We start from the raw sequence: 14312 nt of genomic DNA on the forward strand, positions 1-14312 counted from the left end.
TGGCACTCCCCGTCCATCTGTGGCACACTTTCCCCATGAAAACGCACCCAGCCCCCTTTCCCACACTGACCGCCATCATCCCCACCCTCAACGAAGAGGCCGGAATCACTGAAGCCGTGGAAAGCCTTGCCATGGACGGGCCCTTTCTGGAAATCGTGGTGGCCGACGCAGGATCCACGGATGCCACCTGCATCCTGGCAGAGGCTGCCGGGGCCCGGGTGGTGAGGTGCGCACGTAAGGGCCGGGGCTTGCAGATCGCCGAGGCGTGGGCCACCTGCCACGGGGATGTATTGGTGGTGCTCCATGCCGATGCCCGCTTTCCTGCCCACGGCGCCGAGGCCATCCAGAGGGTCCTTGCCCACAGCGCCGTTCCCGGCGGCTCCTTTTCCATGGGGTTTTCCCCTGCCACGGCCCGCACCCGTCTCATCACAGGGTTAAATCACCTGCGCTGCCACACCACGGGCATCAGCTTCGGCGACCAGTGTCAGTTCGTAAGGCGCTCAGTCCTTGACGGGGCAGGGGGATTTCCCCCCATGAAGCTCATGGAGGATGTGGAGCTCTCCCTGATGATGAAGCGCGCAGGAAAGCCGGTGCTTCTCCCCCAACGGGTCACCGTCTCCCCCAGACGATGGCAAGCAACCCCCTTCACTCAAGGCGTCACCCGTGTCCTCTTCCTTTTCTTTGCCTATCTCATCAGACGGAAAATGGGCCGTCCCCCCGGTGACGGAGGCTGGTACCACAAAAAGTACTACAGCGCCTGACGAAGATTTCATATCTGCTGTATCAGACAGAAGATCAGTTCCTATTTTCCTATAAAGAAAAAACCGTTGGGGCGTTCGGCTTATTGCCGGACGCCCCAGTTATTTAGACTCCTCCCCCCTTGACAAACCGGTGGATTCCTCCTATCTGCACAGTGAAAACAAGTTAAAATTATTCACTGACAGTCTTTAAGGATTCTTCTATGGAACACATGGGTATCGTCTCGATTCTGCCGGTTGTGCTGGCAATCATCATCGCAATCAAGCTCAAAAACGTCATTCCGGCACTCTTTGCAGGCGTCCTCACAGGGGTTCTCATCCTCTCAGGGGGTCACCCCGTCACGGCTGTCACCACCATGATCAAATCCTATCTCTTTGCCCAGGTCGCCGACAGCTACAACGCGGGCGTCCTGGTTCTCCTGGTTTTTATCGGGGGATTTGTGGGGCTCATGGAAAAATCAGGCGGGGCTGCCGCCTTTGCCCTGAAGATGACGGAGATCGTCAACAACCGGTTCAAGGTGCAGCTCTCCGCCTGGCTGGGGGGAATCATCGTCTTTTTCTCGGACCTCGGAACGCCCCTCATCGTGGGGCCCATCTCCGAACCTCTCTTTGACAAGCTGAGGGTCTCCCGGGAGAAACTGGCCTGGATCATCGACTCCACAGCCTCCCCCATTGCCGTCCTCGTTCCCTTCATCGGCTGGGGGGTCTACGTCATGGGCCTCATCCAGAAGGAGTTCACAGCCCTGGGCATCGCCGAATCCGACTGGACCGCCTTTATCAAGGCCATTCCTTTTCAGTTCTACCCGATCCTGGCGGTCATCATGGTGCCGGTGGTGGCGTTCACCGGCTATGAGTTCAGCGCCATGGCCCGGGCCGAGAAACGAACCATCGACACCGGGGAGCGCTACTGGCCCCACTCCAAGCCCCTGAGGCACGCCAACGATGAGCGGAACGCCAACAGCAAGGCCATCCTCATCTGGCTCCCCCTCATCGTCCTCTTCGTCACCCTCTTCGGCATCCTGGGCCCCTTGGGATTTCCCCTGAAAAAGGTCCCGGGCAGCACCTTTCGCACGGCCCTGAGCACCGGGTACCTCTTTGCCGCCATCACCATCATCTCCCTCATGGTCTTTCATAAGGTGAAAACCCTGGGCGAAAGCTTCGACATCTATTTTTCCGGGATGAACAAGATGATGAACGTGGCGGTGATTCTCGTGCTGGCCTGGTCCCTGGGGGCTGTGGGGAAACACATGGGAACGGCAAACTACATCATCGAGGTGACCCACGGCACCCTGCCCGCCTGGGGCGTGCCTGCCGTGGTCTTTTTGATCGGTGGGATCATGTCCTTTGCAACGGGCTCATCCTGGGGGACCTTTGCCATCCTCATGCCCCTGGTCATCCCCATGTCGGAAACCCTGGGTGCCCCCCTCCACGCCTGCATCGGGGCGGTCCTCTCCGGCGGGCTCTTCGGAGACCACTGCTCTCCCATCTCCGACACCACCATCCTCTCCTCCACGGGGGCCGGATGCGATCACATCGACCACGTGGAGACCCAGCTGCCTTACGCCCTGCTCAACGGCACCGTGAGCCTCGTGGCCTACCTGCTTGCGGGCATCACGGGCAGCGCCCTCTGCCTGCTCCTGGCCATGGGCACCATTGTGGCCTCCCTGGTGATCCTCTCCAAACGAAACGGCGTCCATATCCCCAACACCACCGTTGAGGATGTGGAGCGGCTCACCGCAGAGCCTGCCGCGGCCCGGGAGTAAGAAAACAACGCACCTCCGGCGGACAGGGGGGACGGGGCAAAGACTCCGTCCCCTTTAATGCGTTTCCTTGCCTGCCGGGGGAACGGGACTCAGCATGTCCGCCACCAGGGCGTCAATGGCCTCTTTCCGGGCGGCATCCGCTTTTTTCATGTCTGCCATGCCCTGGGCCAGGGTCCGCCAGGCAGGCTCTTTGTCTCCCGGCCTGAACATGGCCACCAGGATGGAGCCTTTTTGAAAGGCCGACTGGTTGATCCCTTCGGTGGAAAGCCCTGCCACCATGCCGGTTTTCCGAAAAATATCCTCATCGGTAATCTTCGACTCCATCCCCAGGCCGAAGCCCATGATGAAATCGGGTTCCGCAGACATCGCCACCAGCACGTAGCCTTTGCCTTCCATGGTCCTGCGGATGGCATCCCGCGTCATGCCCACAAGCATCTCCGCACCGGATCCAGAGCCAAGGTAGGCGGCATTGCCCACCGGATAGATGGCAAAAGCACGTGCCGGAGGGGCCACCAGGCCCAGGTCTCCGATCACCAGCTTGCTCACGGTCCTGGGCTCGTTTCCAGACAGGGATGCACAGCCCGCAAGCAGCACCAGCCCCACAAATCCAAACCAGATCTTCTTCATGGTCCACCTTAAATTGATTGCATTGTTTGAGGGTAACAATTTATCAACAACAACGTATCAGACGGTCAAACCATGCGGTTCCCTGTAAGATCACCCCATGGATGCGGCGATGCGATTGACCTCAGCCATCACGGAGTCCACGTCCACGGTAAGGAGCCTGCCCTCTTTCACCACCTGCCTGCCCTCCACAAAAACGTCTCGCACATCGGCCCCTGAGGCGGCATACACAAGGTGGGAGACGGGGTTGTGGGTGGGGGTGAGGTGGGGTTTGTTCATGTCCACCAGGATGATGTCCGCGCGCTTGCCAGGGAGAAGGCTGCCGATACTCCCCCCCAGGCCGATGGCCTTGGCGCCTTCCCGGGTGGCCATCTCCAGGACAGTCCAGGCGTCCATGGCCACGGGGTCCAGACTGTATGCCTTGTGAAGCTTGGCCGTCACCTGCATGTCGTTGAAAAGGTCCAGATTGTTGTTGCTGGCCGCGCCGTCGGTTCCCAGGCCCACGTGGATTCCCTTGTCAATGAGGGCCTGGGCCGGGCAGAGCCCCGAGGCGAGCTTGGTGTTGCTCCCCGGGTTGTGGGATGCGGCGGCACCGCGGCGTGCCACAAGGTCCATGTCCCCGTTGTTCATCCAGACGTTGTGGATGAGCAGGGTGGCCTCGTCCAGGATGTGGAGGTCGTCCAAAAGCTGATACGGGGAAATCCCCCGCTCCTCTTTCAGGCGCTGCACCTCGTCTTCGGTTTCTGCCACGTGGATCTGGAACAACACGCCCAAAAGGCGGCAGGCCTCCTTGGCCGCGGACAGGGTCTTTTCGCTACAGGTGTAGGGGGTGTGGCAGAAGATGGACGGGGTGATAAGGGAAAAACGATCCTTCCACGCCTCCACAAAGGCGGCGGCTTTTTCCACGTTCACAGAAGGGTCGGGCACCCCGGGCGCGGGAAAATCGATGACGCCGTGGGCCAGCACCCCGCGCATCCCGGTCTCCACCACGGCTTCTGCCACCTCCCCTTCGTAAAAATAGCCGTCACACACCGTGGTGGTGCCGGACAAGAGCATCTCCGCGCAGGAGAGCAGGGCCCCTGCCCGCACCGTCTCCGGGTTGATGTGGGCGGCTTCGGCCGGGAAGATATGCTCGTTGAGCCATGAGGCCAGGGGCATGTCGTCGGCCAGCCCCCGGAACAGGGACATGGGGCTGTGGCAGTGGGTGTTCACAAGGCCGGGCATCACCACGCAGCCTGTTGCATTCACCACGGTCTCGGCCTCGGGGAGCGTGTCCCCCGCCCGGAACACAGCCCCCACCACCCCGTCTTTCACCAGCACAGCGCCCCCGTCGTAAACCTCGCGGTCCGTCATGGGGAGCACCCACCCGCCCTTGATTAACGTCGTCCCTCTGGTCATTGCTCCGTCCCTTTCAATAAAGAATCGCTTCTATGATCAAACGGCATCCCTGCCGCTTCCCACCCGGCCACGCCCTATCCCCTGCTCCCTACTCCCTACTCACTATTCACCTATTACCTATTGACCTATGACCTGTTTCAACACCATCTCAAACCCCGGCCGCGCTTTCTCTGCCACGGCCAGCACCTTTTCCACGGTGGCCTCTTCCGGGTTGTCCGGATCGTTGATGTTGGTGATGAGGGAGAGGCCCAGGGTACTCATCCCCGCATGGGTCGCGGCGATCACCTCCATGACCGTAGAAAACCCCACACAGTCCGCCCCGATGGTCCGTAGCCAGCGCATCTCGGCCGGGGTTTCAAGGCTGGGGCCCATAAGGCCCGCATAGACGCCCTGGCACACCGGCACATCCAGGTCGCGGGCCATGGCAAAGGCTGCATCGGAGAGGTCTCGGTTGTAGGCATGGATCATGGAAGGAAAGCGGAGGCCCCAGTCATCGTTGTTGGGACCCACCAGGGGATTTTCACCGGTGAGGTTCAGGTGGTCCCGTATCACCATGAGGCTCCCCTCTTTAAAGGTAGGGTTGAGACCACCGGCGGCGTTGGTGACGATGAGGGTCCGGGCCCCCAAGGCTCGGGCCACCCGAATGGGAAAGGTCACCTCACGGGCTGTGTAGCCCTCGTACAGATGAAAGCGCCCCTGCATCACCATCACTGGGGTACCGGACGCATCGCCGCAAAGAAGGCACCCGGCGTGGCTCTCAACGGTGGCCAGGGGAAACCCGGGGATCTCCCCGTACATCAGGGAAGCCTCTTCCGAGACAAACCCGGTGCAGTCGGACAGGCCGGTACCTGCCATGATCAGGATGTCGGGGGTCTTTGGCCAGCGGCTCCGAATATGAGCTGCGGCCTCGGTCAGTCGTGCGGTGCTCTCATCCATGGGCGCTCCCTTGTATGAACGGTGGACTCAGGTATGCTTCATGATGGAACAAAAAAGATATCGTTTTGCTGATGTCGCCATCTACTATCCCTTGGGGGCGAAAGGCTTGTCAAGAGCATCCCCGCTTTTCAAGCCCCTTGCTCCTTCGGCCCCGGGATGCGGTGCGCTGCGGACCGGCGTACAGGGGCTTTCCAGACGATTCTTTTCTGGCACCGGGAATCGTTTTTATCGATTTTATCCTTGAAAGGGTTGACCAATCGTGGTTGATTCTTATCTTCATTGAAAAACGTTCGGCAGCCCCAAAAATCATACGGCCCTTCAAAAATTCCAACCCAGGCGCCCTGTGACGGCCAGCCGAAAATGCTCAAGGCAACAACGCCTCGTCGGGACATCATGGACTTTCGAAATGTCGGCAGCACCCGGCTGCAAGCATTCGTGAACCGCCGGGTGGATGCGAGGCCATATATTATGCTTAACGGGAGAATACCATGTGGGATTATACGGAAAAGGTCAGGGAGCACTTTCTGAACCCCAGAAACGTCGGCGTGATTGAAAACGCCAGCGGTGTCGGTGAAGTGGGGTCCCTCTCCTGCGGTGACGCACTGAAACTCACCATTCGCGTGGGCGAGAACGATATCATTGAAGACGCTAAATTTCAGACCTTTGGATGCGCAAGCGCCATCGCCTCCTCTTCGGCACTGACCGAAATGGTCAAAGGCCTGACCCTGGACGAAGCAACCAAGATCACCAACGACGACATCGCCGAGTTCCTGGGTGGTCTTCCCAAAGAAAAGATCCACTGCTCCGTCATGGGCCGCGACGGCCTGGAGCGCGCCATTGCCGACTACCGTGGCGAGGTGGTGAAAGAGACCCAGGGCAACGTGGTCTGTGAATGCTTCGGGGTCACCGACCTCGAGATCGAGCGCGCAGTGAAAGAAGACGGCCTGACCACCATCGACCAGGTGATCAACCACCTCAAGGCTGGCGGCGGCTGCGGCAAGTGCCACGACGACATCGAAGCCATCATCCACAAGATCAAGGGTGATGCGCCCATGGAGATCATCAAGCCCGTGCGCATGAGCAACATGCAGAAGATCAAGCTCATCGAAAGCACCTTGGAGCGTGAGATCAAACCCACCCTCCAGAAAGACAGGGGCGACATCGAGCTTGTGGACGTGGTGGGCGACAAGGTCTACGTCCGCCTCCAGGGCTCCTGCGCCTCCTGCAGCAAGTCCCAGATTACGCTGAAAAACCATGTGGAAGCCAAGCTCCGGGAGCTGGTGACCTCGGAACTTGTGGTGGAGGAGGTGAAGTAATGCGCACCGTATATCTTGACAACAACGCAACCACCCGAGTGGCAGACGAAGTCCTCGAAGAGATGATCCCCTGCCTGCGGGATGTATACGGCAACCCCTCATCCATGCACCACAAGGGCGCCGAAGCCGGTGAGCCCCTGAACCTTGCCCGCCGGCGCGTGGCAGCCCTCCTGGGCGCCCAGCCGGAAGAGATCCTCTTCACCAGCTGCGGCACCGAGAGCGACTCCACCGCCATCAACGCGGCCCTGGTGGCTTACCCCGACCGAAAGCACATCATCACCACCATGGTGGAGCACCCCGCGGTCCTGAGCTACTGCGAGTACCTGGAGAAAAAGGGCTACCGCGTTACCTTCGTCCCCGTGGACAAAAAGGGATGCCTTGATCTCAAAGCCCTGTACGCGGCCGTCTCCGAAGAGACCGCCATTGTCAGCATCATGTGGGCCAACAACGAGACCGGCACCATCTTCCCCGTGGAAGAGATCGCCAAGAAGGTAAAATCCTTGGGCGCGGCAGTCTTCCACACCGATGCGGTGCAGGCTGTGGGAAAAATCGACATCGACATGGCCGACTCGGCCATCGACATGCTCTCCCTGTCCGGTCACAAGCTCCATGCCCCCAAGGGCGTGGGCGCCCTTTACATCCGCAAGGGCACCAAGTTCGCCCCCTTCCTCATGGGCGGCCACCAGGAAAAGGGACGTCGTGCCGGCACCGAGAACCACTCCTCCATCGTGGCCCTGGGCCGCGCCTGCGAGCTTGCCGCAGAAAAGATGGAAGAGGAGAACACCCGGGTCAAGGCCCTTCGGGACCGCCTTGAAAAAGGCCTTCTTGAAACCATCCCCAACAGCTTTGTCAACGGGGACCTGGATAACCGCCTGCCCAACACCTGCAGCATCAGCTTCGAGTATGTGGAAGGCGAAGCCATCCTCCTGATGATGAACGAGTTCGGGATCTGTGCTTCTTCGGGATCTGCCTGCACCTCGGGCTCCCTGGAGCCCTCCCACGTGCTGAGGGCCATGGGCGTGCCCTTTACCGCTGCCCACGGCACCATCCGGTTCTCGTTGTCCATCGACAACACCGACGAGGACATCGACACCGTCCTTGAGTGCCTGCCCGGCATCATCAACACCCTGCGCCAGATGTCCCCCTTCTGGGCAGAAGCCATGGCAGCCAAAGCCTGATCAAAACGGGAATGTCCACAAAACGCCCGTCATAAAAAACCGCCCCCCGTATTCGGGGGGCGGTTTTTTTGGTTGCGACGGTCACCTGACGCCCGGCGGCCACCTTCCGGAAACCTTCCAAGGCGTCAGGGAAACTGGGTTTCAAGGGCCTGGCCAGCCAGGCCCCCAAGGATCACAGCAGGGCATTGTGGGAGAGGTCGATCGTGGTGACCGGCTTGTGCTTGCTGCGCCATTTACCGACGCGCTGCCACTGCTCCCGCTTCTCCTCTTGCGTCCTGCGCTCAACACCCTTCCACGTGCCGGATTCCACGCGACGCCTGTCCTGGGCGGAGCGGTTGACCATCGTCTGTTTGTGTTTCATCCCATTCCCCCTTTCCCGTGCACGAAAGACCTTCATCACCATGCAACCGGGGGTACCGGAGCGACATGGCGGATTGCCTCGGCGGGCACCCTTGCGCCGCTGCCGCCCCTCGTTGGTCGTGGGCCGGTGACGGACATGGAAGAGATCAAAAAAACATCGCGGCCGGAAATCAAACGGAAAAAGAGAGAGAAAGGGAAAAGGCACTCATGGAGAGTGAAAGCAAGGGGTGAGGCAGCGCATCCATGTCCGTGTCACCTGCTACTATACTACGACGATAGAAAAATCCTGTCAAAGGGATGCACATGTTGTAACCCTTTTCCTGAAAGCGTCTCTTAAAGGGCATGGACCATGAATGGCGACGTCTCCGGGGATTTGCCCGGAGGCTTGTGTGCCCAACCCGGTGAACCCCGTACATGAAGGACACCCATGAACCCGACTTTATCACGACGCGCGTTTCTCAAGGAGAGCGTTGCCAGCGCAGCCACGGCGGTAACGGCAGCAGCCCTGCCCGCACGGGCCGAGGCCGCAGACCCCGAGGGCTACCTCACCACCCTGATGGACCTCTCCAGGTGCGTGGGATGCGGTGAATGTGTCATGGCCTGCAAGGAGGCCCACGAAAAGGACTTCCCCCAGCCCCAAAAGCCCTTTCCCGCCATGCACCCCAGCCGGGTGCCGGTGGAGGACTTCAGCGATGAACAGGATGAGGAGGGGCGCCTCAGCCCGTACAACTGGCTCACCATCCAGGAGGCCGAGGTCACCGTGAACGGCGAAGAGCAGACCCTATACATCCCCAGACGCTGCATGCACTGCATCAACCCGCCCTGCGTAAAGCTCTGCCCCTGGGGCGCGGCAGTCCAGGAAAAAAACGGGCTCTCCCATATCAACGACGCCCTCTGCTTAGGGGGTGCAAAGTGCCGCAAAGCCTGCCCCTGGCACATCCCCCAGCGCCAGACCGGGGTGGGGCTCTACCTGGACCTATTGCCCTCCCTTGCCGGGAACGGAGTGATGTACAAGTGCGACCGCTGCCACACCCGGCTCAAAGATGGAGAGGAGCCAGCCTGCATCGAGGCCTGCCCCGAAGGGGTACAGAGCATCGGACCAAGGGACGAAATGATCGCAAAAGCCAGGGCCCTTGCAAAGGAGATGAACGGGTACATCTACGGCCTGGAGGAGAACGGGGGCACCACAACCATCTACGTCTCACCCGTCCCCTTTGAGACCCTGAACAGCGCCGTGGACCAGGGCCCAGGCCTGCCCGACCTCGCCCCCCACGGCAACAGCATGGCCCTGGCGGAAAACGCGGGAACGGCAATGCTCCTGGCGCCCCTGGCCGGATTTGCAGCGGCCGCAGGGCGCGTCTTTCTGAAGCTCAAAAAAGCCTCAAAGGAGGAGAAAGCCCCATGAACCCATTGTTCCGCACCCTCTTTCGGGTCAACATGCTCTTTCTTGCCTTAAGCGGCGTGGGCCACATGCCCATCTTCAAGCGGTACTACATCGCCGACATCCCGGGCTTCGGCTGGCTGGCGGAGTTCCATATCACCCTGGCCGTCCACTACCTCACCGCCGCCCTCTTCCTGGCCATGGCCGCCTGGCTCGTCACCACGCACCTCCTGGAAAAAGGCGGCCCCCTCACCGCCGCCGCACGGGTGAAAACAGGCCTATATGCGGCCATCATCGCCTCGGGGGGCCTTCTGGTGATCAAAAACCTTAAAGGGGTCTACATGCCGGCGGCGGCCATCACCACCCTGGACCTCATCCACCTTTTCGGGGCCTTTGCCTTGGGTGTTGCCGCCCTTGTGGCCGCCATCAAAGGCACGGGATGGATCAGGTCCGCCGAAGGATAACGGAGAAAAGGCCTTCTATGGTTAAAACCGGTTTAAAAAGCAGGCCTCCGGCGGCAAGGTGGGGCACCTTGAAACCCTATGACGAATGCATGAAGGCAACCATTTCGCGACAGATTTCGGGGCATTCGCGTGATGTGTGACATCTGGCAACCGTCTTTGCAGGAGAGGCCCATTTCATTCTTCTAAAAACACGATACAGAAGGTTTGATAAAAAGGTCGTAGAGGCACAACCCTTGGCCGCCGGCAGTGCGGTTAAATCCACAATGGACAAGTGGCAACAACGTATCCTGTTACGTCGAAGCTTGTGAGCCAACCCGCATAAACCATCGGCGTTTATGTCGGGCGAAGCCCGAACCGAAGGCGCGTGCGCATTTTCCTGAGGAACGAAGGAAAATGCGCACGCGCAATCAGTTTTCGAGGTGACTCACCTCGCCGCCGGAGGCACGCTTTTTGCCGGTCACTTTAGTCATAGAAGACAAACTGAATCGTTACGTTTATTCGCTGTCCAACGTCCGGACTTTGCGATAATCTGAACCATGAAACACCAAGCCCGGATATTTCACGAGTCGGGTGCACCCATATTCAAGGCATCAGAGCTGCAGATGTAGTGGTTTACCTCAAAGCTCTGATAACGCAGAAGATGGGTGCACTCGGCTCGCCCGAAGGGTGAGAAAATCAAACAGCAAACGCTGATTTACATTTTACATTCTAAAAACAGCTGACACTTTTATTGTAGCCATCCGAAATCATATCATTTTCCTTTCTGATGGTTGGTTTCTCATGAAATATCAGGGCACGGGGACTTTGCCCCTTAAAAGAAGGAGTATCATCATGAACGCACTGCTTGCCATGGGACTCATCGTCGTGATCTGGATCGCCCTCCAGGTCTGGATCCTGCCTAAAATGGGGATCAGTACCTGAATGAGCGACGCCTGCCAGGTGGCGGGAAAAAAGAAAAAAGGTCGGGGACAAGCCAATGGGAAGGGACGCAAACCGGGTGCCTGACATCACGGACCAGGATACGGAGCTCATCACGGCCATCCAGAACGGGGCCGCAGAGAGGTTTGAAGAGCTGGTGACGCGGTACGAAGGAAAGCTCTACAACTTCGGACTCCGCATCTGCAAGGACGCCTCCGACGCCGAAGACCTTGCCCAGGAGACCTTCATCAACATCTTCCGGTATATCAAAGATTTTCGGCAGGAGACAAAATTCAAAAACTGGATGTACCGCATCGCCACCAGTGTCTGCCATCGCATGAGGCGCCGGTCCAAATACGCCCCGGAGCGGGAGCTCTCGCTTGATGAGTTCCTGCCCGCTGACCACGCCGACATTGACACGGAGCTGCCGGAATGGGCGGCCATGCCCATCCGCCAGGTGTTGAACCGGGAGCTGGGGGAGCACCTCAAGACATCGGTGAAAGAGCTGCCCCCCCAGTACCGGCTGGTTCTGGTCTTACGGGACATGGAGGGATTCTCCACAGACGAGGCCGCCGAGATCCTGGGCATCACGCCCGCCAACGTCAAGGTGCGGCTCCACCGCGCCCGTCTCTTCCTGCGGGAAGAATTAAAGGGGTATTTCCATGACAACCAACCACACACACCATGATCACGAAGCGTGCCTGAAGCTGTTTGCCAAACTCTCGGAATACATCGACGGGGAGACCGATGAGGTCACCTGTGAGGCGATCCGTGCCCACATGGAGGCCTGCCCCTGCTGCACCACGTGCCTGGAGACCCTGAAACGGACCGTTGGATTCTGCGAAGAGGTGGGGGAGGAACCGGTCCCCCCCGGGTTTTCCCAAAGGCTGAGGAAGGCCCTAAACAACATGCCCCACGGCAGTATGCCCTAAGGCGTAAAAAAAGCCCCCGGCGGTCCTGCCGAGGGCCAAACGTTCAAAATATCTACCAAACAGGTCGTAACACAGCCTTTCCAAGCCCAGCCGGAGGCAACCTGAAGGGTGCTCGCCGGTTTTAGAAGACGAATACGGCCACGGGAACCACGGCGGCTGCCGTGGCAACGGCGCCTGCGGTCTCGTGGTCTTCATCGGCAGCTCCCAGGCCTGCGGCCAGCACCAGGGCTGCCGTGGCCAGGTACCCGGCCCCTGCATGGATGTTCTCACGTGTCCACCCATCCCTGAAATTGATCCCCCCGCCGTAGGCCATATGGCCGGAGGTACCGGCAGCCACGCCGCAGAGGGCGGCGCTGGCCCCGCTGATCTTGTGAAAGGTGGAGTCATCCCCCGAGGCCACAGCCATGATGGTGAGGGCAATGGCCCCGTAGCCTGTGATGCGGTGGGTCTGATAAACATCGGGCATGTAAAAAAGCGGGGTGGCGTATCGGTCCTGATAGGTGTCCAGCTCCGCATCCTCGGGGTAAAGCTGCTCTTCCTGGTAGGTGACGTCGTCGGACGGCTTCATGTAATCGGGGGTCTGGTTCCAGCCCGCGGACACGGGACCGGCCCCCCCAAGCACCATGCCAGCCAACACCATCCACACCAGGCACCTGCGCCCCATCCAAAGCATCCCTTTCTTCATCAGCATCCTTGCTCCTTTTCCCCCGAAAAGGGGGACATTGCCACGGCCTGGGCCGTGCTGTTCCATCCGTGAACGAAAACACTTTTTATCCTGAACGCACCGGCAGTTGAACGTGTGCCGGTGGCTCCGGGTCTTGCCTACTTTTTTCAATCTGTGCCACGGGAAATCTCGGAAACGATGTCATGAAATTTATCCCTGATAGGGATTCTATCGGACACCGCCCAAGGGAGGTTTAATCGATTTTCCGGCCCGTAGCCTTCCTGCCCATCCGTCGCATTCTTCCCTCCGGGAGGGCAGGCTGTGTCCCACGGGGGCCTTTTTTGTGGCATTCCCGATTCACCTGTATTATATAACGGGCTGCAATTCGGATGGAAATTCACGAACAACGGAAAAACACGGCGTCGCCCGCCACCGAAAGGGGCGATGCGAAATACCATAGAAAAAGAGATGATCAAGAAAAAACCATACGGCGCCAACGCCAAAGAGCAGCTCAAGGCCAGCGCACGGGACAAAATGTACCGTTTTCTCCTGGCCGATGACACCGTCCGCGGTGTCTTTGTCCATGGAACCCGCATGATCAACGAAATGCGCGGCAACTTCGACCTGGGGATCCTGGAGACCTACATCCTCGGCCACGCCTACCTGGGGTGCACCCTCATGAGCGCCAACTTAAAGGGCGGGGACCGCATCGGCCTCTCCCTGGACGGCACCGGACCGGCCAAAGGCCTCTCCGTGGAAGCCAACGCCTACGGCGAGGTGCGCGGCTTCCTTAAAAAGAGCCCCATCCCGGTGAAGGCCCCCCTGGAGAGCCTCAACATGTCCCCCTTCCTCGGGGCAGGCATGCTCACCGTCACCAAGGTCATCGAGGGGATGAAACAGCCCTACACCGGCCAGGTGGCCCTGGAGTACGGCAACATCGCCGAAGACCTGGCCAACTACTGCTTCACCTCTGAGCAGACCCCCACGGTCTTCAACCTCAGCATCAACTTCGACCAGGACGGCGAGGTGGTGGGAGCAGGAGGCCTCTTCCTCCAGGTGATGCCCGGAGCCCCTGAGGAGACCGACAAGAAAATCGAAGAGCTTATGGCCTCTTTCCCCTCCCCCGGGGACATCGCCGAGCGGGCCGAAAACCCCGAAGAGGTCATTGAAACGGTCTTTTCCGAACTCTCGCCCAAGCTCCTTGGGAGCCACCGCGTGGAGTTCTTCTGCCGCTGCTCCGAAAAGGCCTTTGCAGGGCACCTTGCCATGCTCCCCAAAAAGGACCTGGCCGCCATCGCCAACGAAGGCCCCTTTCCCGTGGAACTTCGGTGCCACAACTGCAACAGCGTCTACCACTTCTCCAAAGAGGAGATCACGGAGATCCTGAACAAGAAAAAGGCTAAAGGCTAAAGGCTAAAGGCTAAAGGCTAAAGGCTAAAAAGCATGGAATGGCTGTGCTCCGTCAATCAATAAAAAAATGCCGGGCACAGGCCATCCCACCAAAGGGTCAACCGTCTCAACATATGCGTCTCCCCTTCGCCAACCTCGGCGCTATGACCGGTCAGCGGCTGTGATCAAACCCGGGGAACGAGGGGCTGAGAGCAACCGCAAACCCGGGAG

General features: G+C 59.5%; 14 protein-coding genes. 9 read left to right on the forward strand and 5 right to left on the reverse strand.

Annotation, left to right across the window (positions count from 1 at the left end; translation table 11 throughout):
* The first annotated feature begins 35 nt into the window (after positions 1–35).
* Together ACOYW0_RS07085 and ACOYW0_RS07090 are read left to right on the forward strand one after the other, a co-directional pair.
* Positions 36–761, forward strand: a complete 726-nt coding sequence (locus ACOYW0_RS07085) for a TIGR04283 family arsenosugar biosynthesis glycosyltransferase (RefSeq protein WP_482417833.1) — start codon at positions 36–38, stop codon at positions 759–761.
* 200 nt (positions 762–961) lie between these two features.
* Positions 962–2521, forward strand: coding sequence for a Na+/H+ antiporter NhaC family protein (locus tag ACOYW0_RS07090; protein ID WP_482417834.1), 1560 nt, complete (start codon positions 962–964; stop codon positions 2519–2521).
* 54 nt (positions 2522–2575) lie between these two features.
* Here ACOYW0_RS07090 and ACOYW0_RS07095 read toward each other — a convergent pair whose 3' ends face one another.
* From ACOYW0_RS07095 to ACOYW0_RS07105, 3 genes are all read right to left on the reverse strand, one after another.
* Positions 2576–3148, reverse strand: coding sequence for a DUF4136 domain-containing protein (locus ACOYW0_RS07095; RefSeq protein ID WP_482417835.1), 573 nt, complete (start codon positions 3146–3148; stop codon positions 2576–2578).
* 90 nt (positions 3149–3238) lie between these two features.
* Complete coding sequence (locus tag ACOYW0_RS07100) at positions 3239–4543, reverse strand: amidohydrolase (RefSeq protein ID WP_482417836.1); 1305 nt, start codon at positions 4541–4543, stop codon at positions 3239–3241.
* Positions 4544–4660: 117 nt separating this feature from the next.
* A complete protein-coding gene (locus tag ACOYW0_RS07105; protein WP_482417837.1) occupies positions 4661–5479 on the reverse strand; it encodes a purine-nucleoside phosphorylase in 819 nt (272 codons plus the stop codon).
* Positions 5480–5967: 488 nt separating this feature from the next.
* On the opposite strand from ACOYW0_RS07105, the gene nifU reads away from it, so the two are divergent.
* Positions 5968–6795 (forward strand): Fe-S cluster assembly protein NifU, encoded by an 828-nt coding sequence (nifU, locus tag ACOYW0_RS07110; protein WP_482417838.1) that lies wholly within the window; start codon positions 5968–5970, stop codon positions 6793–6795.
* The gene (nifS, locus tag ACOYW0_RS07115; protein WP_482417839.1) at positions 6795–7973 is read left to right on the forward strand and encodes a cysteine desulfurase NifS; all 1179 of its coding nucleotides are present in this window, start codon (positions 6795–6797) and stop codon (positions 7971–7973) included. The genes nifU and nifS overlap by 1 nt, the downstream gene beginning before the upstream one ends.
* Positions 7974–8145: 172 nt before the next feature.
* Here the strand turns inward: nifS and ACOYW0_RS07120 are convergent, their stop codons facing one another.
* Positions 8146–8334 (reverse strand): hypothetical protein, encoded by a 189-nt coding sequence (locus ACOYW0_RS07120; protein ID WP_482417840.1) that lies wholly within the window; start codon positions 8332–8334, stop codon positions 8146–8148.
* A 426-nt stretch (positions 8335–8760) separates the two neighbouring features.
* Here ACOYW0_RS07120 and ACOYW0_RS07125 point away from each other — a divergent pair, with 426 nt between their 5' ends.
* The 4 genes from ACOYW0_RS07125 (at position 8761) to ACOYW0_RS07140 (ending at position 12028) form a co-directional block, all read left to right on the forward strand.
* Positions 8761–9738 (forward strand): 4Fe-4S dicluster domain-containing protein, encoded by a 978-nt coding sequence (locus tag ACOYW0_RS07125; RefSeq protein ID WP_482417841.1) that lies wholly within the window; start codon positions 8761–8763, stop codon positions 9736–9738.
* Positions 9735–10178: a hypothetical protein gene (locus ACOYW0_RS07130; RefSeq protein ID WP_482417842.1), complete on the forward strand. Its 444-nt coding sequence runs from the start codon at positions 9735–9737 to the stop codon at positions 10176–10178. Before ACOYW0_RS07125 ends, ACOYW0_RS07130 begins: the two co-directional genes overlap by 4 nt.
* 976 nt (positions 10179–11154) lie before the next feature.
* Positions 11155–11784 carry an RNA polymerase sigma factor gene (locus ACOYW0_RS07135; protein WP_482417843.1) on the forward strand — a complete coding sequence of 210 codons (630 nt, stop codon included), beginning with the start codon at positions 11155–11157 and terminating at the stop codon, positions 11782–11784.
* Complete coding sequence (locus tag ACOYW0_RS07140; RefSeq protein ID WP_482417844.1) at positions 11759–12028, forward strand: anti-sigma factor family protein; 270 nt, start codon at positions 11759–11761, stop codon at positions 12026–12028. Before ACOYW0_RS07135 ends, ACOYW0_RS07140 begins: the two co-directional genes overlap by 26 nt.
* Before the next feature lie 121 nt (positions 12029–12149).
* Here ACOYW0_RS07140 and ACOYW0_RS07145 read toward each other — a convergent pair whose 3' ends face one another.
* Entirely contained in the window at positions 12150–12719 is a 570-nt protein-coding gene (locus tag ACOYW0_RS07145; protein WP_482417845.1) for a hypothetical protein, read from the reverse strand.
* Between the two features lie 417 nt (positions 12720–13136).
* On the opposite strand from ACOYW0_RS07145, the gene ACOYW0_RS07150 reads away from it, so the two are divergent.
* Positions 13137–14102: an Hsp33 family molecular chaperone HslO gene (locus ACOYW0_RS07150; protein WP_246317760.1), complete on the forward strand. Its 966-nt coding sequence runs from the start codon at positions 13137–13139 to the stop codon at positions 14100–14102.
* Positions 14103–14312: the final 210 nt, after the last annotated feature.

The organism is Desulfoluna sp. HI9BLuna (genome assembly GCF_056829775.1).

Bases quoted from the DNA above. Each gene is read 5' to 3' on its own strand.
- ACOYW0_RS07085 (WP_482417833.1), top strand. From the start codon at position 36: ATGAAAACGCACCCAGCCCCCTTTCCCACACTGACCGCCATCATCCCC.
- ACOYW0_RS07090 (WP_482417834.1), top strand. From the start codon at position 962: ATGGAACACATGGGTATCGTCTCGATTCTGCCGGTTGTGCTGGCAATC.
- ACOYW0_RS07095 (WP_482417835.1), bottom strand. From the start codon at position 3,148: ATGAAGAAGATCTGGTTTGGATTTGTGGGGCTGGTGCTGCTTGCGGGC.
- ACOYW0_RS07100 (WP_482417836.1), bottom strand. From the start codon at position 4,543: ATGACCAGAGGGACGACGTTAATCAAGGGCGGGTGGGTGCTCCCCATG.
- ACOYW0_RS07105 (WP_482417837.1), bottom strand. From the start codon at position 5,479: ATGGATGAGAGCACCGCACGACTGACCGAGGCCGCAGCTCATATTCGG.
- nifU (WP_482417838.1), top strand. From the start codon at position 5,968: ATGTGGGATTATACGGAAAAGGTCAGGGAGCACTTTCTGAACCCCAGA.
- nifS (WP_482417839.1), top strand. From the start codon at position 6,795: ATGCGCACCGTATATCTTGACAACAACGCAACCACCCGAGTGGCAGAC.
- ACOYW0_RS07120 (WP_482417840.1), bottom strand. From the start codon at position 8,334: ATGAAACACAAACAGACGATGGTCAACCGCTCCGCCCAGGACAGGCGT.
- ACOYW0_RS07125 (WP_482417841.1), top strand. From the start codon at position 8,761: ATGAACCCGACTTTATCACGACGCGCGTTTCTCAAGGAGAGCGTTGCC.
- ACOYW0_RS07130 (WP_482417842.1), top strand. From the start codon at position 9,735: ATGAACCCATTGTTCCGCACCCTCTTTCGGGTCAACATGCTCTTTCTT.
- ACOYW0_RS07135 (WP_482417843.1), top strand. From the start codon at position 11,155: ATGGGAAGGGACGCAAACCGGGTGCCTGACATCACGGACCAGGATACG.
- ACOYW0_RS07140 (WP_482417844.1), top strand. From the start codon at position 11,759: ATGACAACCAACCACACACACCATGATCACGAAGCGTGCCTGAAGCTG.
- ACOYW0_RS07145 (WP_482417845.1), bottom strand. From the start codon at position 12,719: ATGCTGATGAAGAAAGGGATGCTTTGGATGGGGCGCAGGTGCCTGGTG.
- ACOYW0_RS07150 (WP_246317760.1), top strand. From the start codon at position 13,137: ATGCGAAATACCATAGAAAAAGAGATGATCAAGAAAAAACCATACGGC.